Here is a 20,713-nt window from a genome sequence, read left to right as displayed (position 1 = left end):
AAATTAATGACCGCCGTCGCCATGTCCCATGTCATCCACATGGTCGTGTTCTTCAACAGCTCCGCCAAAATACATGGCAGAAAGCAAGGTAAAGATATAAGCCTGTAACAGCGCCACGAACAACTCCAGGAAGTTCATGAAGACAGCAAACGCCACGCTCAACGGACCAACGGCAACGCTCTTGAAAATAAAGATCAAGCTGAACAGGGAAAGAATGATAATGTGACCTGCCGTGATGTTAGCAAAAAGTCGCACCATCAGGGAAAAAGGCTTTGTAAAGATACCGATCAATTCAACCGGGATCATGATAGGAGCAAGCCATTTCGGAACACCAGGTGTTGCGAAGATGTGGCCCCAGTAGCTTTTGTTACCGCTAAACACGGTGATAAGAAGCGTCATAGCTGCCAGAACCAGTGTCACAGCGATGTTACCGGTTAAGTTGGCACCACCCGGCATTAAGCCCAGCAGGTTGTTAAACCAGATAAAGAAGAAGACCGTCAGCAGGTATGGCATATAGCGCTCATACTTCGGACCAATGTTCGCTTTCGCTATTTCATCACGAATAAAGATGACGATCGGCTCAAAGAACGACTGCATACCGCGAGGCGCTCTGCCTGCGTTTTTCTTGTAGCTACCTGAAATAGAGAAGAATACAAAGAACATCAGGGCAACACTTACAAACATAGAAGCCACGTTCTTCGTGATAGAGAAGTCATACAGACCTGCTTTATCCTCTGAAGCCTCGCCGGCAGCATTTGCTCTGTAAATATGCCCGTGCTCCATTACATATCCTTTGTAAGGCACTACCTCATGCGCTTCGTTATAGAAGTTACTTGACGAAAACACATTCACCTGACCGTTATCTATCAGAATAACAGGCAAGTAAAGCACTACGCCGTCAGCAAAATACCAGGTATAATCATCTGCGATGTGATGTGTAATCATCTCACCTGGCTTGAATTCTTCACCCTCCGAAGATGCAGCCTGAGCCGTTATCGTTAAGAAGGAAAACAGTAAAATAAATAACTTCTTCATTAAGAGATAGTTAGAAGCAATGGTTGTAAAGAAACAATTTATACTTCGTCTTGCTTTTTCAATTGCGGTGCGAAGTTAGCCAATAAGCTGTAAATTTCAAACCCGGTAAATAGAAAATATAACACAAAGAAGTTGAGCACAAACTGCAGCTCGTTCTCTGAGAACATAAACACATATATAAATATAAGAGCAATGCTCAGAATCATCCGGAAGCCCATAGAGCCAAAATAATAGAGCTGAAAGTTATCGCTGTCGTAGCTTACGCCCAGGCGGGAAACATAAAAGGTAAGTGCCGTAACTATAACCATAAACCCGAACAGCCACCACACGTGGTTATGGACCAACTGGTTACCAGTATAAAACTGCAGTCCCCCAATCAGCAACCCAATAATCAGCGAATACAACGCAAGCTTTTTAAGAAAATTCACAGGTACTTATTTTTTATTTAAGGAAAGTATAACCAAAACAATAGAGGTTACAACAGCTATCAGCAGCAAACTGATTGTGAACCACGGATTCTTGGTGGCAAAATGCTCGTCCAGTTTCATACCGCCCCAGGCTGCCAGCACCATTACCCCGATCATCTGAAAAGCCAGTCCTGAGTATTTCAGGTATGGTTTTATACCGCCATCGTTCTTTTCATCTTCGGGAGTAGCTGCCATAGATTAAATTTTGTGCAAAATTACGTCTTTTTTTGATGTAAACTGCTGTAACTGATAAATAAGCAATTGAGTTGCCTGTATTTATAGTTCATTAACCCCGCCTGAAACCAAAAGCTTTTCCATATAGTTCATATACTGGCACCTTAAGCTGTTCCTTATATTATATATTAGTGTATTTTTGTAGGAGATGGGTTGGCTAAACCAGTTACAGGCGGGTGCGTATGCGGTTTTGTTGTGCAACACCTTATACTTTACAAACCAGCCGCAACGTTATTTTTATTACCTGGCCATAAATATCCGCATCACGAGATAACTTGAAGCAAAACACTTTATACCTTTTTGTCCTGTTCATTGCCCTGCTGTCTGTTGGGTGCTCCGTGGAACGTTCGAATCCGCTGAGCAAAACCTACCACAACACTACAGCCAGGTATAACGGCTATTTTCTGGCCCGGGAAAAACTACGTGCCGTAGAAGAAGCGCTACAGGCACAAATGCAATACGACTATAATCAGGTTATTCCCCTTTACCCAACTATAGATTCTACTACCGCCAAAGCTGCTGCCGCCGACCTGGAAGATATCGTAAAAAAAGCTTCGTTCCCGATCCAATACCATAAAAACAGCAAGTGGATTGATGACAGCTACATATTGATAGGCAGAGCGCGCTACTACCAGCTCGATTTTGCTGATGCAGCCCGTACGTTTAAATATGCCAATACCATAAGTAAGGATAAAGACGCCCGGCACGAGGCCTTGGTCTGGCTGATGCGTACGTATCTGCAGATGGGCGAGGAAGATAACGCTAATCAGGTGTCGGAACTGCTGCGCCGCGAACGGCTTAATAAAGATAATGCCCGCGAACTATACCTGGCCCGTGCGCAATACCACCGCATGCTGGGCGATACCGCTGCCGTAATCGAAAACCTGGCCTTATCTATCCCGAACTTTGAAGAAAAAGATGCCCAGTCGCGCGTAAGGTTTGTGCTGGCGCAACTATACCAGTCCACTGACCAGGACAAAGAAGCATACAAACAATATAGCAGGATCTTAAAGCGCAACCCGCCTTACGACTTGGGCTTTTTCAGCAGGCTGTACATTGGCCAGGTTTCGGAACTGAGCGATGAGCAGGACCAGGAACGCATTGCCGGCTTTTATGAGAAGATGCTGAAGGATGAGAAGAATGTGGAGTACAAGGACAAGATCCTGTACGAAATGGCGCAGTTCGAGCTCCGGAAAGAGAATTTCGAGAAAGCCCTTACTTACCTGCAGCGATCTATTAAAGAGCGGGGCTCATTGCCAAACCAGAAAGCCTATAGTTACCTGCTGGCCGGAAAAATCTACTTTGACCACCTGGGCAAGTACAACATGGCACAGGCTTATTACGACAGCGCCGTACAGGTGTACCCTAAAACTGCCCCAGAGTACGAAGCTGTAGCTGAACGCCGTGATGTGCTTACAGCCTTTGCCACGCAGTATAACACGATCCAGACACAGGACAGTTTGCAACGCATTGCGCGCATGAGCGAATCAGACAGGATGACTTTTCTGCAGCAGTTGGTACAGCGCGAGGAAGAAGACCGACAGCAGGTACTGGCACGCCAGCAGCAGCAATCCCAAACCCAGAAAGAACAGCGCCGATCCGGCATTAACTCCAACGATGCCGTAGCTTTTAATCCGACCACAAACTCGGCGGGAGTTTGGTATTTCGATAACCCTGCTGCGATGGCAAGTGCGCGTTCAGAGTTTATACGCATTTGGGGCGACCGGCCATTACAGGATTTCTGGCGAATCAGAAGCCGTGGGGAAAGCGGTGGCCAGCAGCAGGTAGCGCAACAAACACCAGATCAAACTATAGCCGCAGCCGATTCAACTATAAGCCCGGAAGCAAGAGCCGAGGCCCAGATCCAGACCTATTTACAGGATATTCCGCTTACTACAGCCGCCATTCAGCGATCTGAGAAGATGGTGGAGGAGGCCTTGTTTACACTGGGCAACATCTATAACCAGAACCTGAAAAACTCTGAAAAGGCTACCGAAACATACGAGCAGCTACTAAAGCGTTTCCCGAACACCGAGCATGCCGCTGAAACTTACTATGCACTGTACCTGATCTATAGCAAGGCAAATAATGAAGCACAGAAACAGGTATACTATAACAAAATAAAGCAGCAGTTCCCGAAATCCTCATTTGCGCAGCTGGTAGATGATGCTGACTTTATGAGCAAAAATGCTGCTGAGAACCTGAAAGCGCACACGCTCTATGACTCTGCTTACACTTACTATGAGGATGCTGACTATAAAATGGCGCAGCAGATCGTGAATCAACTGGTAAGCCAGTATCCGCACAGCGATATACAGGACAAAACAGCTTACCTGGAAATATTAATTACGGCCCGAACCAAAGAGCCACAGGAGTTAAAGCAGCAACTGGAAAGATTTCAGAAAACTTACCCTGCTAGCTCGTTGCAGACGAACGTAACCAAACTGCTGGCAACCTATAGTTCGCTGGAGCAAAAGAACCAGTTGCGCAAAGAAGCACCTGCTGTAACAACCCCTAAGGATAAAGATGCAACGTCATCGCTTACGCCGGAAGAGAAAGTTAGCACAATTATTGCATCTACAGCATCAGCGCAGCCAACAACTATAGCTAAGCAGCAACCTGACACTACACAGCCAACTATAGCCGATACGACAGCTGTTAAAGACACCGCAACTATAGCGCAGCCAGCTTCCACGATGCCTGATACATCAGACCTGCCGGATTCCGCAGCAGTAGCAGCCAGCTTACCAGCTCCTGACCCGATGGCCTATAGTTCGGAACCCGACAGTGCTTATTATTTTGTGTTGATCTATCCGACAGGGCATGCTTCTTTTAAAGATATAGTTGCCAAGTATCAGCAGTACAATAACAGGTTCTTTAAGGCTGAGAACTTAACTATAACGGAAGAGCCTTTTGCAACTGGTAAAACAATGCTAGTAGGCCGCTCTATTAACGATCTGAAAACTGCCAAGTCTTATAATATTAAACAAAAAGGGCCGCAGGCTCCGGTTGGTACAATTAGAGGCATAGAATTCGTTACCTTTGTCATATCTTCTGCCAACTATAGTAAATTTATGCAGAAGAAAGATGTAGAAGCATACCAGACTTTCTTCAAAAACAATTATTAAAGTAGATGACTACGCGTCAAAAGACCATTGCACCACAAAATCCGGTTTTCCCGAAAGTAATAACCACCCTTTGGCTGCTGTTTGCCGGCGGCTTTGTTGTGTTTATACTTTACGTTTATGCGGTTAGCGCTAACTTCCTGAACCTTTTTGGTGAGTTGCCCAACCTGCGCACCCTCGAAAACCCTAAGAGCGAACTGGCATCGGAACTATATTCTGCCGATAATAAACTGCTGGGTAAATATTTCCGCGAGAACCGCTCGCCGGTAGACTACGAAGACCTGCCTGAAAACCTTGTTAATGCCCTTGTCGCAACAGAGGATATCCGTTTTGAAGAACACTCCGGTATAGATGCCGAAGCCATGGCCCGCGTGGCAGCAGGTATCTTAACAGGTAACCGAAAGGGTGGTGGTAGTACGTTAACGCAACAGGTAGCCAAAAACCTGTTCGACACGCGTAGCGACGAGCTTAATAACGGCGTGCTTAACGATGTGCCGGGTCTTGGCATGCTCATCCTGAAAACAAAAGAGTGGATAATGGCTGTGAAGCTGGAGCGCAACTATACCAAGCGCGAGATCATGACCATGTACCTGAATACAGTCGATTTCGGATCGAATGCGTTCGGTATTAAAGTAGCAGCCAGAACATTCTTTAATAAGAAGCCGGAAGACCTGCAGGTGCAGGAGTCGGCTGTGCTGGTGGGTTTGCTTAAAGCTCCCTCTGCCTTCAGCCCTAAATTTAACCCCGAAAATTCGAAGCGTCGCCGGAATGTGGTACTCTCGCAAATGGTGAAGTATGGCTACCTACCGGAGGAAGAATATAACAAGCTGAAGGAAAAAGACATTAAGCTGGATTACCGTGTAGAGAACCAGAATATTGGCCTGGCACCTTATTTCCGTACCGAAGCTGCTAAGTTTTTATTGCAGTGGGCCCGTGAAAATGGCTATGACCTGTATGCCGATGGTTTAAAAATCTACACAACTATAGATTCGCGCATGCAGGAGTATGCGGAGCAGGCAGTTTCAAAACATATGGCGGCTCAGCAAAAACTTTTCTTTGAGCACTGGAAAGGCCGCAACCCTTGGGTAGACCGAAGTAACAAGGAAATTAAAGGCTTTGCTGAACAAGCTATTAAACGCAGCGACCGCTACCGTAAGCTAAATGAGCGCTTCGACGGCAATCAGGACTCTATCAACTATTACCTGAACAAGAAAATACCGATGAAGGTGTTTACCTGGAATGGTGAAGAAGAGCGTATGATGAGCCCAATGGACTCACTGAAGTACTATAAACACTTCCTGCAGACTGGTTTTATGGCTATGGAACCACAAACCGGCCACATTAAAGCCTGGGTGGGCGGTATCAACTATAAGCACTTTAAATACGACCACGTAAAACAGGGTGCGCGCCAACCGGGTTCTACGTTTAAGCCGTTCCTATACACAGCAGCTATCGAAAATGGCTATTATCCGTGCTATGAAGTGATAGATGCGCAGGTATGTATACCACTGCCAGATGGTAATATGTGGTGCCCGAACAATGCTGACAATAAATTCTCCGGTGAGAAATTTACCTTACGCAAAGCTCTTGCTGAGTCTGTAAACGCTATTTCTGCTTTCCTGGTAAATAAACTGGGAGCCGAAACACTGGTTAAAACAGCCAAGCGCATGGGTATCTCCACTCCTTTAGATCCTACTCCTTCGTTAGCACTCGGCACCAGCGATGTTACCTTATTTGATATGGTTGGCGCGTACGGCACATTTGTGAACGGTGGAACCTGGGTGGAGCCAAACTATATCACAAGGATCGAAGACAAGCATGGCAACGTTCTGAAAGTATTTGCTCCAAAAACGGTAGAAGCCCTGAGTGAAGAGACAGCCTATATGATGGTATATATGCTGAAAGCTGCTGCCGAACCGGGTGGTACTGCCTACTATGGCTTACGTCACCGCAATGGCCTGAAGAACGAAATAGCTGCTAAAACCGGTACCACTCAGAACCAGTCGGATGGTTGGTTCATGGGCCTTACTCCAAACCTTGTAACAGGTACTTGGGTTGGTGGCGAAGATCGGTCAATCCACTTCAGAACTATAGCCTTGGGACAGGGTAACAAAACGGCCATGCCGATCTATGGTGATTTCATGCAGCGGGTATATGCTGATAAAACGTTGGATGTTTCAAAAGGGCCTTTCCCTAAACCTTTAACGCCTTTATCTGTAGAATTAGACTGTGCCAAGTACAATAGCAGCGGTATGCCGATGGATTCGGCGCAGCAGGACGAGTTCCTGCTAATGCCAACTGAAATTGACCTGGACGCTGAGATCTAATTTGAACAAAAATGCCCGCTAACGAGAAGCTGAAAGAAACTATATCGCACCTGCCGCACAAGCCCGGCATCTACAAGTTCTTTGACGAGAAAGGCATTATCTATGTTGGTAAAGCGGTTGATATAAGAAAGCGTGTAAGCTCTTATTTCAATCGCTCGGCCCAGCACAATAAAAAAACGCTGAAACTTGTCTCCCAGATCAAAGATATTGAGTTTACTATAGTTGATACCGAAGCCGATGCCTTCCTGCTAGAGAACAACCTGATCAAGCAGTATCAACCCAAGTATAACATCCTATTAAAGGATGGAAAGACCTATCCTTATATCTGTATAGTTAATGAGCGCTTTCCGCGTGTCATCAGTACCCGTAATAAGATAAATGACGGCTCCCGCTATTTTGGTCCCTACCCTAGCGGTACCACCATGCACGTGGTGCTGGACCTGATCCGTACCCTTTACCCGTTACGTACTTGTACTTACAACCTGTCGCCTGAAAACATTGCTGCCGGGAAGTTTAAGGTTTGTCTGGAGTATCATATTGGCAACTGTAAAGGCCCTTGTGAAGCGCTAGTAGATGAGACAACCTATAATCATTACATCTCACAAATCAGAAGCATACTTTCTGGTAACTTAACTATAGCGAAGAACTACTTTAAAGAGCATATGGCAGCGGCGGCGGCTGAGTTTCAGTTTGAATTAGCGCACCAATACAAGCAAAAGCTGGATATGCTTGAAGACTTTCAGGTAAAGTCGACAGTTGTCAGCAATACGCTTACTAACATTGATGTTTTTACCATCACTTCTAACGAGCAATGTGCTTTTCTTAATTACCTGAAGGTAATGAACGGCTCTATTATTCTTACACAATCGCTGGAGATACAAAAGAAGCTGGATGAGGCCGATGAAGATATTTTAGCTTCTGTTATAGTTCAGTTGCGTCAGGAATTCGAAAGTACTTCCCGTGAAGTCATCACGAACATTGAAGTTGCTCTTCCGCTGGATAATATTACAGTTACTTACCCTCAGATAGGAGACAAGCGTAAGTTGCTTAACCTTTCCCTGAAGAATGCCATGTACCTGCGCAGAGAGCGCGAAGGCCGGCAGGAAAAGAACCGCGAGCTTAGCGACCAGCGCGAAATAAGAGTGCTGGAAATAATGAAAAAGGATTTACGCCTTACAGAGCTTCCCCGCCATATCGAATGCTTCGATAACTCTAACTTTCAGGGCGATAACCCGGTAGCCTCTATGGTTTGTTTTAAGAATGGCAGACCAAGCAAGAAAGATTACAGGCATTTCAACATCAAAACGGTGGTTGGCCCTAACGACTTCGAGTCGATGTACGAGATTGTTACGCGGCGCTACAGGAGATTATTAGATGAGACCCAGCCTTTACCGCAACTTATCATTATAGATGGTGGTAAAGGGCAGCTTAGCTTTGCTGTTAAGGCGTTGAAAGATCTGGACATCTGGGGTAAAGTAGCTATAGTTGGTATCGCTAAACGCCTGGAGGAAATTTTTTATCCGGGTGATAACCTTCCATTGTACATTGATAAAAAATCTGAATCGCTTAGGCTTATCCAGCGCATCCGCGATGAAGCTCACCGTTTTGCTATTACCTTCCACCGTAGTAAACGAGATGCCGGTACTTTAAAAACCGAACTGACGGATATAAAAGGAATAGGTCCAGTTATTTCAGACCAACTCTTAAACAAATACAGGTCCGTTAAGAAACTGCGTGAACTTACCCTCGAAGAGTTAACTATAGAAATAGGGAAAGCAAAAGCAACTATACTTTATAATTACCTCCATACATCCGAGAAACTATAGTTAATGGGTAACTATAAATAAAAAAGGAGGCTCATTACTGGGCCTCCTTTTTTATTTATGTGCTTTAAAGCTTAGTAGCTCCAAAGGCTATATTCGTACTCTATAAGTGCTTCTGCAGCATCCTGAGCGGCTAATAAACCTTTCTGTCCACCACCGAACTGGTCTGCTAACGATCTGTCGCCAGCATTAGAGATTTTGGTGATATAAGAACTGAATAACCACAGGTCAAATGCATCAGCTAAGTTCTTATGTTGTGCTGTGTTCTGTGCGTTGTACCAGATGGCCGTTTCCGGGTTGTTACGGAACACACGTACCAGATCGCTCATTTTAAATGTTGCGATTGGTTCTTCAAAACCACGTGAGCTTAAAGTTGAAGGAACAATTAGCGAAACAGTCTGGATATCATGATACATTCTGGAGCGTTTTTTATCAAACACTACATCTTCTTTGATTTCCAGCAAATACAGATCTTTAGGGAAAAACTCGTTGCTTATTGGTCCAGCAGCTTCTGCTGTTTCAACGCCAGCAACATTTGCCCAAGGATCTGCTTCTTCTGCTTTTTTATCTAAACCAGCTGCAATCTCTTCCTCACTGTACTCGCTTCCACCTGCCTGAGGAGTCATGTTGCCTACAAATTCTTCTCTTGTAATTGGTGTGTTTACCGAGTCAGTTTTGTAAGGTGTTAATTCTCCGCTTTTTACAGCATCAATTATGATCTTCGTAATCTGTCTGTTCTGCGAGAACATTGGCTGATTCTGCTTTTCACGCAGGTCAATTTTACGCCAAACTGTTTTCTTGAAGAGAATATCATGCTCAGGAATTGGTCTTGCAGATGCACTGCTTGTAGCAGTTGTTGATACCTGTTGTGCCATGGCACCTACTGACAGGAGTACTCCTGCTGCTACACCAAATGCTTTTACTAATTTCATATTCCTTTTAAGCTTAAGTATTTTAGTTTAATGGGATATTCCAGCTTAAATCTCTTCCGGTCTTGGCATCTACTGCCTGACCTTTATAGTTTAATCGCTTAACATCTACCACTTCAATGTAAACCACATCTCCTTTGGTCGCTTTAGACGCAAAGTTTGTTAGGTTTGCAGTTGGGCTGTTAAACTCTGCCTGGTCTATCGGGCGGTTATTTCTAACCAGGAACGCTCTCCATTTTGTTACTCTAAAGCGTGCCTCGTTCGGTAATAATTGTTTAAAGCCTTCGTCAGCTACAGCATCCAGTGTAACCTGTCTGAAAGATGATGCCGGAACACCACGCTTCATATCAACTGGTCTGCCATTTACTAACGCTACTACTTCTGGTTTAGGTATCGGACGAACCTTAAAAGTTTCAGAACCAATGGCATTTCCGCCGCTGCTTACTGAAAGTCTAACTTCTGCAGCCGATGGTATTACAGTTACTAAGCCTTTTTTAGCTCCTTTAATAGCTGAACCACCTGAAGCGCTAAAGCTCGGATCATACGTAGCTCCTAAAGCAGGAACCTGAATGTTCAGTTCATTGGCACACTGGAAGTACAGCGCTTGTACTGCGGCAGACTGTACCTGAATAACCGGCTTAGCTACCACATAGTCTTCTTCTACTGTAAACACAGTATCACGACCATTCTGGTTTATCTTGATCTGTCCTTTCCAGGTTTGCTTTGAGTTACCTTCTGCATCATAGTTAGAAGCAGCAGCAGTAAACTCAACTATACCTTTACCATCAACAACTTTTACAGGCTTACCCTGGAAAGTCATAGTTGGGGTGATCGCATCAGAAGAAGCAGCAATAAACATATCTGCTTTATACTTAGTACCAGCAGCTACTGTCTTAGATTCAGCGCGGGCCATGGCAAATATCTTCTCAAACTTGATGATATCGGCACCAACCTGTGTAGCTAACTTCTGTAATGCATCAGCTTCGTACTTCAGCACTTCGTTTTCTTTCTGAGAAAGAACTGCTAATGCTGCTACAAGCGGAGTGTTTTCGAAGTTTAGTTCAGCAAAGTCTTTGTTGCGCTGCGACTTATCGTTTTTAGCAACAGGGTCTTCTTTACCGTCGTTTGCCAATTGTGCCGGCATATTCGGGTTGTACTGCTTTAAGAATTTAGCATACGTGTTAAGTTTGTCCTTTAACTCATAAGCAGACCCATTCTTTTTGTTAGCTGCCCCGATCATGGTCATAGCAACTTTATCTTCTGCGCTTGGGTTGGCATACTGATTTGCTATTTCCTCGTTCATACCGCCAGTTACTTTTACCAGCTTCTCACGCAAGCCACGGATATAGTTTACCATATCTGATGTTTGCTTACGTATCTCCTGTGCATTATTTAATACACGGGCATCTGATGATCTGTTACCACCTTCGTTAACGGCAGACTTTATATTTGTTAGAACTCCTGCATTGTCATTCACTGTCTTACTATTCACTTCCAGTAAACTTTCGTCCAGGAACTGAAATTTCAACAGGATAGCAGAGTTCACTTGTAGGGCGAGAAGTGCGGTAAGTACCAGGTACATCATACCGATCATCTTCTGCCGTGGTGTCTCTTTTCCTCCAGCCATGTTATACTATATTAACTGTTTTCTTATGATTTAGAACAATTACAATTAGCCAGGATTAACCTCTCATAGCTGTCAGCATGTTACCATACACATTGTTAAGTGAGTGTAGGTTCTGCGTAAGCTTAGAAACTTCCTGCTTGAATTGCTCTGTATCTTTGCTGGCATCAGTTAAATTTTCCATAGCCATGCTCAGGTTACCATAGAACTTGTTCATCGCCTTCAGGTGGTTGTTAGCGTCTTGTAGTTCCATTTCGTACACTGCGTTTAGTGCACCAAGGTTTCTGGTCATGCCTTGTATCTGCTGGTGATATTCTTTTGCATCTACAGTTGAGCCTGCCATCTGGGCCAGGGCTTCAGCAGTAGTAGCATAAGCAACATTCATTTTATCTAATGAACCTGATGCTTCTCTGATTCTTAGCGTATAGTCTGATGTAGCTGAAGCTGCCTGGCTAACATCCGCCATCTGTGCTGCAGTTTCGCTCAGTCTGTTCAGGCCTAAACCTAAAGAGTTAATTGTTTCCGGAGTAATGTTTGCATCAAGCAGCATATCATCCAGTTTACGGGTTAAACCGTTTCCACCTGATACGCCTGCTGTTGCAGGTACAAGTGCGTCGCCGGTATAGTCATCAGCAAGCTGTGGATACACCTTTGCCCAATCCGGATCGTGTGGCTGCGGCTGGAAAGCACTCAGGAAGAAAATGATAGCCTCAGTACTAAGACCTGCAATCAGCATCACGTCTGCAAGAGGCCAGTGCATGATCTTGAAAAGTGCTCCAACGATAACGACTGCGGCACCAATACCATATACTTTTGGCATCAGAACGTCGTATACAAAGCTGCGTTGTTTAGCGTTACTCATTTTGTTTTCTAATTAATTTGTGAACGATAGTGTTTGGGTTTTGTATTTGATTGTTTGGGATGTTTCTATCTGAATTCTCTTCCTGATGATCTACCTAAGTACACCATCGCGTTACGGAAGCCAATATAAGAACGAGCAGAGTCCTGGTATTCGAAATTACGCGTACCTGTTTCCAGGAAGTAAGCAATATCTTTCCATGAACCACCTCTAACTACTTTGCGAGGCTCGTTGTCATCATAATAAACCGGGTTCAGGTCCCACGTAATCGGAACGTAAGCATCTGCATAAGCATCTTCGCACCACTCGGCTACGTTACCTGCCATATCATACAGACCATAATCGTTCGGGAAGTACTGTGCTACAGGAGCTGTGTAAGAGAAACCATCGCTATAATAGTCGCCACGACCTGGTTTAAAGTTTGCAAGCAAGCATCCTTTAGCGTTACGCAGGTACGGACCACCCCAAGGGTAAACCGTCATGTCGCGACCACCGCGTGAGGCATATTCCCACTCTGCTTCAGAAGGAAGTCTGAAGCTTGGCATAGGAGCCATGCCGTTATCAGCATTTGCCTGGTTTTTAAAGTTTGAGCGCCACTTAGAGAAATACTTGGCAGCAAAATAATCAACACCTACTACCGGATAATCGTCAAAAGCAGGATGCGAATAGTAATACTCCATTAACGGATCTCCCATGTGGTAAGAGAAATCTTTCACCCACACAGTTGTATCCGGATAAAGTTCTGCCATTACCCAGTCTTCACCCAGTACTTCAAGCGAGTCCTGCATGATAACATCCATAAACTGGCGGTATTCATTATTCGTGATCTCAGTTTCATCCATATAGAAGGCACCAATCGTCACTTGTTTATTCAGGTTAGCCATTGTTGCGGCAATGTCCTGATCTGCCTGCCCCATATGGAAAGTTCCGCCCGGGCATGCCACCATACCGTAAGGTATTTGCTGTGCATTATAATCAGGACGGTCGTCTGACCCGACCAGGTCTCCCTGCGGTCTGTTTCTCAATCCGCAACCTGCAAGCAGCAACACCGCCAAAGCGAAGGAAGACAGCTTAAATAGTTTGTTCATGATGACTCTTAAAAAAGGTAAAATTCTTAGCAATGTATTCTTAGCACATTTTTACTGGTGTAGCAAATATATATTGTTTTGAATCAAATAAACAAACATTTACTTGTTACACGCATTTATTATTTTTTAACGGTACAATTAGGGGAATATTTTACAGATTAACCACTATTTTTTTCTGTATTTTTTCAAGAATTGCACTTTACACCAATATCAGCTTATTTATGTATTCGCTTTTTATTTAGTGAAGTTATACCTTGGTGTTCTTACCGGCGGTTTAAATCGCACTGTAGGCTCGGGAAGCCTGTAAGAAATCATCACTTCGTGTGATGTTGGCGCCTTGGCAACTTTATCGAATATTGTTAAGTCAAATGCGTATCCTACTCTTAATGAATTATCTGTAAATAACCCTAACCCAATTAGCGCTCCAACAGCTTCTTTATGTCTGTAGTTCACTCCGGCCCAATATTTTTCGTCGTAGGTAATTTTTGCGCCTGCGTCAAACGAAAAAGTCTCGGTGTCGTGCTTGAGGAGCGCCATCGGTGTAAGTATAAATAAACTCGAAACCGGCAGGTGATATCCGGCAGTAGCGTAAATATGATTTTCACTTAGCAGGCTGCCTTTCTTTTCATCATCTATCCCATCCTCTGTATTCGCAAACTCATACTGTGCTTTTAGCAGATTGGTTACACCTCCACCCGCATAAAAAGTGCTTGATTCGTACCAGATCCCTGCTCCTAGGTCATATTTTGAATCCGAACTGTTGTTAGGCACACTCGGATCGTTCTCATCGTTAGGCCTGTAGCTGCCTTTCTTGATATTGTTCACATTTCCCTGTATACCCAGCCCCAATTTTCCTTCGCCCACAGCTATATGAAAGGAGTACGAAAGTGCCGCTGTTGTATAGGTCGTGTTTGCAATCTTATCCCTCATCAGGTTTATACCTACACCGCCATGAAATAGCCTAACAGGGGTATGTGCTGTAAGTAAAAGCGTCTGAGGTGATCCGCCATCATCAAATGTGGCATCATAGCCTAACCACTGGTATCTGTATATCGACAATATTTCCGGACGGTTAGTTATACCCGCATAAGCAGGACTTAACTGCATGCCGTTAAAGCTGTAGTGGGTGAACTGCGGCTGCTGCTGTGCAGCCAGGTTCCGGGCGCATAACAGGATCAACACTAGTACGGGTAACAGCTTTCTCATAGGCTATTGCAGCAAAGCAAGAACAGTATTGAAAATATCAGGAAGTATAGAGATTTAAATATACTACTTAAACGGTAAAACGCAAAAACAAGATAGTTTGACACTTTCTCATCTTTGCGTTTTAGATAGTATGTATTTCAGAGATAAAAGTTGCAGCGGTAACGCCTTTTTTACTTTTGTTTCTGATTTTGGATGTAAACTTCGATGGCACCCGTCATTGATGGGGCATTAGGCATAGGCGCTTCAATGTCAAGTTCCAGACCTGCATCACGTACAGCTTTAGCTGTAGTTGGGCCAAATGCAGCAATACGCGTATTGTTCTGCTTAAAATCCGGGAAGTTCATAAACAATGATGTTATCCCTGAAGGACTGAAGAAAGCCAGGCAGTCGTACGTTACATCATCCAGGTCCGACAAATCAGCAGGCACTGTTTTGTAAATAATGGCTTCCGTAAACTTGATCTTATTTGCAGCCATAAATGCCGGAATATCATCTTTGCGGATGTTAGAGCAAGGGAACAGAAACTTTTCGTTCTTATGCTTTTTAATAACCTCAAAAAGATCTTTTGCCGTTTTCTCACCTACAAATAGCTTGCGCTTACGCAGTACAATATACTTTTGCAGGTAATAAGCCGTTTGATCAGAAATACAGAAGTACTTCATGTCTGCCGGCATTTCTATTTTATTCTCCTGGCAGATTCTGAAAAAATGGTCAACAGCGTTACGGCTGGTGAATATCACAGCTGTATGGGACAGAATATCAACCTTATCCTTTCTGAATTCCTTGTAGGGTACAGGCTCAACTTCAATAAACGCCCTGAAATCTACTTTGATGCCGTATTTTTCGGCTATAGTTACATAAGGTGAATTATCAGTTGTAGGCTGCGGTTGCGTTACCAGTATGCTCTTGATCGGTACTTTGTGTCTTTCAGGATTGGCACTTCCTTTTGCTTTGCTCTCAACCATATATGCGGCTCTTAATTTAACACCTTCAGTTTCTGCGGCAACTATATTTAATTGTGTTTTTAGAAGTTAAACACGATTAGTTTCAGTATGATAGCCAGCGGTATAACTTCTGTGGCGCAAAGGTATGAAAATAAATGCAAATTTAGTACTGAAACCTTGGTATTTACAGTTGCAAACACACGCACTATTGTGATTATCAACATGAATGCAACAGCCAGGTTCGATATTATCAGTATAATCTGTGGCATACTGGCATTAAAAGCCAAGTAAAATAAAACTACAACAGGCAGAAATATACCAAGAAAAAGTATAGTTCTTAAAAACTCCCGGTATTGTAAGTGCACTACCTCCTCTAACCCGAAAATAAAACTCATCGTTTTCAGGAAAAGGTATTTTAGCAGGATAAATAAAAATATGAGAACGGTATAGAGGATAACCTTGGAACTTATACCCGAAGCCGATGCCGGAATAAACTGGTTCAGCAGGCGGATATGCATCACTTCGGTATGTATGGCCGCAATTAGTAAGGCAAGCGAAAGCGAGAACACCAACACAAACAAGATACTGGACCATGAACTTATCGGCTTTGAGAGGAACCCCTCCTGCAGCGAGCTCACCCGCATAAAGGAGTTGATATTATACAGACTGCTAAAGTCAGCGGGGTAATTGCTCTTAAGTGCGCCATACAGCAAGCCCAGCAATAGCGTGAAGATGATAAATGCGTTCAGGTTTACGTACTCCCGTGCCCGTACTACAAAAGTTGAATCTCCCGCCTGCTTAACTTCTCCCTGCTGCAACACTTCTACATTTTTAAAAGAGTTTACAACAGGTTGCTGGTTTGGGTGCCATACTGTTAACAGGTATTTTCCCTGTTTCGGTTTAATGTTACGTGCATAGGGTGCCAGATTTAGTTTATATACCTCCGTAGCATTGGCAACAAATATCAATTGATTGTTAAGGAACAGGCACAACCCCTTCGGGGCTACAAAAGAAACAGGAAACGTATTATCAGGAATTATCTGAAGCCACTGATGCAGAGCATGGTTTTCTGTATTTGCGCCTTCTACGTATGGTACCAGTTCGTTCGTACCACTTTTGTATACCAGCCAGTTTGTAGTAATTGAATTTTCCTGCTCTATAGGTAACACCTGCGCACCAGAAGGGAGCACAAAACCACACCAAAGCAGCAGAACCCACAACAGCGGGGAAAGAAATTTAGGCTTTTGAAACACGCTGTGCATTCCTGGATTTATATACCCCGAGAAAAATACTAAACACCAATGAAAAGATCAGTAAGCTCAGCAGGAGGTAAAGATTACCCCAATCCTCGAAGCTAACAACAAACAAAATCACTAACAGGTTTATCATGGCCAATATCAGCACGGTACCGATCTGGTTAAAGCCGAGTGCCAGCAAGCGGTGATGCACATGGTTCTTGTCTGGTATAAAAGGAGACTTGCCACTAAATATCCTGATGGAGAAAACACGGATGGTATCAAAAACCGGGATGAACAATATTCCCAGGGCTACTGAAGGAGAGGCAGGCACATGCCGCATTTCAATGAACTGGATGGCAAGTACCGAAATAATAAACCCGCAGAGTAATGAGCCGGTATCGCCCATAAAAATAGTGGCCTTATGAAAATTATACCTCAGGAAACCAACCACACCACCTACCAGACAGAAAGCAACAGCTGCATAGTTCCCGTAATCTAATCCGCCGAAAAGGTAAAAGTAAACCCCAAAGGTAACTGTAGCTATGAGTACTAAGGTACCCGCCAAGCCATCCAGACCATCTATCAGGTTTATGGAGTTTGTTATGCCTATTATTACTAGGAAGGTAAACATATAGCTCACGCCAATCTGTAGTTCGCCAATACCAAATATGCCCTGGAAACTTGTAATCCGGATATCAGCAATAAACATAACTATACCCGTGGCCAATAACTGCACGGCAAACTTCTTCATGGCAGAGATAGCGATCAAGTCGTCTTTTAAGCCTATAAAGAAAAGGATAACACAACCGGCCAGTAATTGCTGCACACCATTATCAAGATCAGCAAAAATAGTGAGAGCAGACATGAACCCGGCAAACATAGCTAGACCACCCAGCCGGGGAGTAAGCTCTGCATGTACGGTTCTGAAGTTAGGCTGATCGAGAATGTTTTTAAGGTGCGCAACCCTTATAATAGAAGGAACAGCAAATATAGCTATCAGGAAAGCCCACGTAAAAGACAGTACCAGATGTATAATTTTTTGCTCCATATAAGAGGGTGTACAGGTAAGGATATGAGCTATAGCAGCATTAATTCACCGATTCGGCACTATTACTAGTAAACTAAGGTATAAATATAGTTAAAATCAGGAATGTAGCACGCCCTGCATGTTCAGCATACCTATCTCGATCAGGTTATCTTGTGTAATGGAGTCCGGAACGAAGATAAATTTCTTATCATATATCTGGCGGTCGATGTAATAGCTTACCCAGTACTCATTGTTTATATGAAATATAGCCGGATCAATGGGCTCTATCTGTACATAGCTTTTGGCCTCTATAAGCTCAAACATATGGCGCAGCATCGAAGTCTTTACTTCTTCGCCGTCCAGGATGCCATAGCCTTTAGAAGATACCAGCACATTTTCTATAGGAAAGGGATTATTATTGATCAGGTATACATTCCAGGCATCCACCCCAGACTCGTTTGGCGTAGTTGCCACCGCCACCGAAATCCCTTCTACCGTTCCGAAATCAATGTCTTTTTTCATGCGTAGCTGTAATAATGGTAGCATCAAACAGGTGAGCGATATGCATCAGTAGCTTTTCTTCTACTTCTGCCAAAGGTATTTCACGCCCAAGCTCCTGAGCCAGCGATGTTACTTTCTTATCGCTGATGCCACAAGGCACAATATTACTAAAATAATTCAGGTCTGTATTTATATTGAAGGCAAAACCGTGCATGGTAACCCAACGGCTGCATTTTACACCCATCGCACAGATCTTACGCGGGTTTAGCTGCGCTTCGTGATCCAGCCAGACACCGGTCAGGCCCGGGATGCGTCCAGCCCTAATGCCGTACTCCTCCAGCGTAAGTATTACTGCTTCCTCTAGAAAACGCAGGTATTTATGGATATCGGTAAAGTAGTTATCGAGGTCTAGAATAGGATAGCCTACGATCTGACCCGGACCATGGTAAGTGATATCGCCGCCACGGTTGATTTTGTAGAATGTAGCGCCTTTCGCTTTCAGGCCTTCTTCGTCTATCAGCAGGTTTTCTTCGTGGCCACTTTTTCCGAGGGTATATACATGGGGATGCGAGCAGAACAACAGGTAATTTGGTGTTGGTTTCTGTTCACCTTCCGGCGCATTGCGGTTCTGGCTTTTAAGCTCCAGTATTTCGTTAAAAAGCCTGGCCTGGTAATCCCATGCTTCCTGGTAATCTATCAGGCCAAGGTTTTCAAATAATATCTCTTTATTTTCTGACACGGCAGTATATTCTTTAGAAGCCACCTTTCGGGAAGCTTTATAGTTGGGAACAGGTTACGTCGGGTTTGTATTCAGCTATCTTAAACGCAACTTTAGCACGAAGTTTATAGTTTGGCTAACGTAACCTGCTGCAAATTACAAGTTTTACATGGCTTCACCAATAAACAACCACATCCGGACGGGCCAGTTGGGCGAAAGTATGGCGCAACTATACATGCAGGAGCAAGGCTATACTATACTCGAAAAAAACTATAGGTATAAACGTGCCGAGATCGACATAATTGCCCGTAAAGGTACCTTGCTGGTGTTTGTAGAAGTGAAAACACGGACGACCGACACGTTTGGTTTTCCGGAAGAAGCGGTTGGCAGCAAAAAAGAAAAGCTACTGGTAAATGCCGCTGAGGAATTTATAGTTGTCACAGGCTGGGAGCAGGATGTCCGCTTTGATATTATCTCCGTAACCTTAACTACGCCACCGGCTATAGTTCATTTCGAAGATGCTTTTCACTGATGCTGTGCCGGGCGCTTATCTATCTTGCCTTTTTCAAAAATGATAGTGCCGTGGCGATCGTATTCTCTAATTAATTCCGGCTTTGTTTGTGGCTCATAGGCTGTTTCAGGGTACTGGAACTCGTAATGGCGACGGTTCTTAAAGTCGTAGTGCTGAATCCATTTCCCGATCTTACGGCCTTTGTCATAGTTGCCTGTCCATTCCAGCTGGCCATTCTCGTAAAACTTATAGTATGTACCCTGCACTTCACCATAAGCGTAAGGGATGATCTCCTTTATTTTGTTTGTGTTACCGCCATAGTAGGTAATAATAGCATCTCTTAAAAATCCCTGGTCATAGTGTGCTTTGTCGGCCAAGGTGCCGTCACGCTTATATTTCTCCCAGCGCAGGTGCTTGGTACCAATGTAAAAGAAGCCTTCTTCGATCACCACATCGCCATACATTTTTTTGTAAGGCCCATGCAGCAGCTTGTACTTTTCAGGATCAATCTCACCACGCACTTTGCCTATCTTTTTGCGCTTTACATCATACACAAACTTTTCCTGGGCATATTCACGTGGCTCTTCATAGTTTGGTAGGTAACTGAACAACTCCAGTGTTTCGCGCTCATCGCGGCCGGTACGGGTGTAGCCTTTTTTAACTTTATGTCCCAGAAAATAACGGCTGCGCTTTTTCTTCTTTTTCTCTTTCTTCTCCACCTCATCCTTTACCAGCGACGACGAAATATCGGGTTGTGTGGTATCAGCAGAAGCAAGCGCAGTAGAATCTTGTTTACCGCTGCCCTTCTGCATGGCCTGGCTCAGATTATAGTCGCTATTCCATTTAGGCTCACCACAGCCTGCCAAGGTCAGTAGCAAACCTATTACCAAACTATAAACTATATGCGCTGCGGGCTTTTGCATTAATCTAGAATGTGAGAATGAGTGATTGAGTGAATATTTGTCTGAATCAGGATTTCCAGGATTAAAGGATGAACAGGATCCAAAATCTCATTTAATCTTTCATCAATCAGTTAGCAATCCAACAATTTAAACAA

General features: G+C 44.0%; 18 protein-coding genes. 4 read left to right on the top strand and 14 right to left on the bottom strand.

The window, feature by feature from the left end; genetic code table 11:
- Positions 1 to 3 precede the first annotated feature (3 nt).
- The 3 genes from atpB to KYK27_RS06270 are packed head-to-tail and all read right to left on the bottom strand — an operon-like array spanning position 4 to position 1,697.
- Positions 4 to 1,035, bottom strand: coding sequence for a F0F1 ATP synthase subunit A (gene atpB / locus KYK27_RS06280; protein ID WP_199109116.1), 1,032 nt, complete (start codon positions 1,033 to 1,035; stop codon positions 4 to 6).
- Between the two features lie 38 nt (positions 1,036 to 1,073).
- A complete protein-coding gene (locus KYK27_RS06275; protein WP_162428289.1) occupies positions 1,074 to 1,463 on the bottom strand; it encodes a hypothetical protein in 390 nt (129 codons plus the stop codon).
- A 6-nt stretch (positions 1,464 to 1,469) separates the two neighbouring features.
- A complete protein-coding gene (locus tag KYK27_RS06270) occupies positions 1,470 to 1,697 on the bottom strand; it encodes an AtpZ/AtpI family protein (RefSeq protein ID WP_199109115.1) in 228 nt (75 codons plus the stop codon).
- Between the two features lie 377 nt (positions 1,698 to 2,074).
- Between KYK27_RS06270 and KYK27_RS06265 the strand changes: the two genes are divergently transcribed.
- From KYK27_RS06265 to uvrC, 3 genes are read left to right on the top strand one after another with little or no spacing between them, the layout of a single operon-like run.
- Entirely contained in the window at positions 2,075 to 4,864 is a 2,790-nt protein-coding gene (locus tag KYK27_RS06265) for a tetratricopeptide repeat protein (RefSeq protein ID WP_317195894.1), read from the top strand.
- Positions 4,865 to 4,869: 5 nt separating this feature from the next.
- A complete protein-coding gene (locus KYK27_RS06260) occupies positions 4,870 to 7,188 on the top strand; it encodes a penicillin-binding protein 1A (RefSeq protein WP_199109113.1) in 2,319 nt (772 codons plus the stop codon).
- An 11-nt stretch (positions 7,189 to 7,199) separates the two neighbouring features.
- Complete coding sequence (gene uvrC / locus KYK27_RS06255; protein WP_199109112.1) at positions 7,200 to 9,014, top strand: excinuclease ABC subunit UvrC; 1,815 nt, start codon at positions 7,200 to 7,202, stop codon at positions 9,012 to 9,014.
- 71 nt (positions 9,015 to 9,085) lie between these two features.
- Here uvrC and gldN read toward each other — a convergent pair whose 3' ends face one another.
- From gldN to lipB, 10 genes are all read right to left on the bottom strand, one after another.
- The gene (gene gldN / locus KYK27_RS06250; RefSeq protein ID WP_199109111.1) at positions 9,086 to 9,943 is read right to left on the bottom strand and encodes a gliding motility protein GldN; all 858 of its coding nucleotides are present in this window, start codon (positions 9,941 to 9,943) and stop codon (positions 9,086 to 9,088) included.
- 22 nt (positions 9,944 to 9,965) lie between these two features.
- Positions 9,966 to 11,567: a gliding motility protein GldM gene (gldM, locus tag KYK27_RS06245; protein ID WP_199109110.1), complete on the bottom strand. Its 1,602-nt coding sequence runs from the start codon at positions 11,565 to 11,567 to the stop codon at positions 9,966 to 9,968.
- 55 nt (positions 11,568 to 11,622) lie between these two features.
- A complete protein-coding gene (gene gldL, locus KYK27_RS06240) occupies positions 11,623 to 12,426 on the bottom strand; it encodes a gliding motility protein GldL (RefSeq protein ID WP_162428282.1) in 804 nt (267 codons plus the stop codon).
- A 65-nt stretch (positions 12,427 to 12,491) separates the two neighbouring features.
- Positions 12,492 to 13,511, bottom strand: a complete 1,020-nt coding sequence (locus tag KYK27_RS06235) for an SUMF1/EgtB/PvdO family nonheme iron enzyme (RefSeq protein WP_199109109.1) — start codon at positions 13,509 to 13,511, stop codon at positions 12,492 to 12,494.
- Positions 13,512 to 13,745: 234 nt separating this feature from the next.
- Entirely contained in the window at positions 13,746 to 14,717 is a 972-nt protein-coding gene (locus tag KYK27_RS06230) for a type IX secretion system membrane protein PorP/SprF (RefSeq protein ID WP_199109108.1), read from the bottom strand.
- A 170-nt stretch (positions 14,718 to 14,887) separates the two neighbouring features.
- The gene (locus KYK27_RS06225; RefSeq protein ID WP_199109107.1) at positions 14,888 to 15,682 is read right to left on the bottom strand and encodes a uroporphyrinogen-III synthase; all 795 of its coding nucleotides are present in this window, start codon (positions 15,680 to 15,682) and stop codon (positions 14,888 to 14,890) included.
- 59 nt (positions 15,683 to 15,741) lie between these two features.
- Positions 15,742 to 16,914, bottom strand: coding sequence for a DUF4271 domain-containing protein (locus tag KYK27_RS06220; RefSeq protein ID WP_317195893.1), 1,173 nt, complete (start codon positions 16,912 to 16,914; stop codon positions 15,742 to 15,744).
- Positions 16,898 to 17,947: an MraY family glycosyltransferase gene (locus KYK27_RS06215; protein ID WP_199109105.1), complete on the bottom strand. Its 1,050-nt coding sequence runs from the start codon at positions 17,945 to 17,947 to the stop codon at positions 16,898 to 16,900. Before KYK27_RS06215 ends, KYK27_RS06220 begins: the two co-directional genes overlap by 17 nt.
- A gap of 96 nt (positions 17,948 to 18,043) precedes the next feature.
- Positions 18,044 to 18,448 (bottom strand): hypothetical protein, encoded by a 405-nt coding sequence (locus tag KYK27_RS06210; RefSeq protein ID WP_199109104.1) that lies wholly within the window; start codon positions 18,446 to 18,448, stop codon positions 18,044 to 18,046.
- Entirely contained in the window at positions 18,432 to 19,190 is a 759-nt protein-coding gene (gene lipB / locus KYK27_RS06205; RefSeq protein WP_317195892.1) for a lipoyl(octanoyl) transferase LipB, read from the bottom strand. Before lipB ends, KYK27_RS06210 begins: the two co-directional genes overlap by 17 nt.
- A gap of 124 nt (positions 19,191 to 19,314) precedes the next feature.
- On the opposite strand from lipB, the gene KYK27_RS06200 reads away from it, so the two are divergent.
- A complete protein-coding gene (locus tag KYK27_RS06200; protein WP_199109103.1) occupies positions 19,315 to 19,677 on the top strand; it encodes a YraN family protein in 363 nt (120 codons plus the stop codon).
- Here the strand turns inward: KYK27_RS06200 and KYK27_RS06195 are convergent.
- Positions 19,671 to 20,579: a toxin-antitoxin system YwqK family antitoxin gene (locus KYK27_RS06195; protein WP_199109102.1), complete on the bottom strand. Its 909-nt coding sequence runs from the start codon at positions 20,577 to 20,579 to the stop codon at positions 19,671 to 19,673. The two genes, KYK27_RS06200 and KYK27_RS06195, sit on opposite strands and share 7 nt — an antisense overlap.
- Positions 20,580 to 20,713: the final 134 nt, after the last annotated feature.

It is taken from the genome of Pontibacter populi, from assembly GCF_019336435.1.
Classification (GTDB): domain Bacteria; phylum Bacteroidota; class Bacteroidia; order Cytophagales; family Hymenobacteraceae; genus Pontibacter; species Pontibacter humidus.
Note: the sequence above shows the minus strand (reverse complement) of the source record. Positions and strands in the feature narration are given on the sequence as shown.

Excerpts from the sequence above, each read along its gene's own strand:
- atpB (WP_199109116.1), bottom strand. The coding sequence starts at position 1,035 with ATGAAGAAGTTATTTATTTTACTGTTTTCCTTCTTAACGATAACGGCT.
- KYK27_RS06270 (WP_199109115.1), bottom strand. The coding sequence starts at position 1,697 with ATGGCAGCTACTCCCGAAGATGAAAAGAACGATGGCGGTATAAAACCA.
- KYK27_RS06260 (WP_199109113.1), top strand. The coding sequence starts at position 4,870 with ATGACTACGCGTCAAAAGACCATTGCACCACAAAATCCGGTTTTCCCG.
- uvrC (WP_199109112.1), top strand. The coding sequence starts at position 7,200 with ATGCCCGCTAACGAGAAGCTGAAAGAAACTATATCGCACCTGCCGCAC.
- gldN (WP_199109111.1), bottom strand. The coding sequence starts at position 9,943 with ATGAAATTAGTAAAAGCATTTGGTGTAGCAGCAGGAGTACTCCTGTCA.
- gldM (WP_199109110.1), bottom strand. The coding sequence starts at position 11,567 with ATGGCTGGAGGAAAAGAGACACCACGGCAGAAGATGATCGGTATGATG.
- gldL (WP_162428282.1), bottom strand. The coding sequence starts at position 12,426 with ATGAGTAACGCTAAACAACGCAGCTTTGTATACGACGTTCTGATGCCA.
- KYK27_RS06235 (WP_199109109.1), bottom strand. The coding sequence starts at position 13,511 with ATGAACAAACTATTTAAGCTGTCTTCCTTCGCTTTGGCGGTGTTGCTG.
- KYK27_RS06230 (WP_199109108.1), bottom strand. The coding sequence starts at position 14,717 with ATGAGAAAGCTGTTACCCGTACTAGTGTTGATCCTGTTATGCGCCCGG.
- KYK27_RS06225 (WP_199109107.1), bottom strand. The coding sequence starts at position 15,682 with ATGGTTGAGAGCAAAGCAAAAGGAAGTGCCAATCCTGAAAGACACAAA.
- KYK27_RS06215 (WP_199109105.1), bottom strand. The coding sequence starts at position 17,947 with ATGGAGCAAAAAATTATACATCTGGTACTGTCTTTTACGTGGGCTTTC.
- KYK27_RS06210 (WP_199109104.1), bottom strand. The coding sequence starts at position 18,448 with ATGAAAAAAGACATTGATTTCGGAACGGTAGAAGGGATTTCGGTGGCG.
- KYK27_RS06200 (WP_199109103.1), top strand. The coding sequence starts at position 19,315 with ATGGCTTCACCAATAAACAACCACATCCGGACGGGCCAGTTGGGCGAA.
- KYK27_RS06195 (WP_199109102.1), bottom strand. The coding sequence starts at position 20,579 with ATGCAAAAGCCCGCAGCGCATATAGTTTATAGTTTGGTAATAGGTTTG.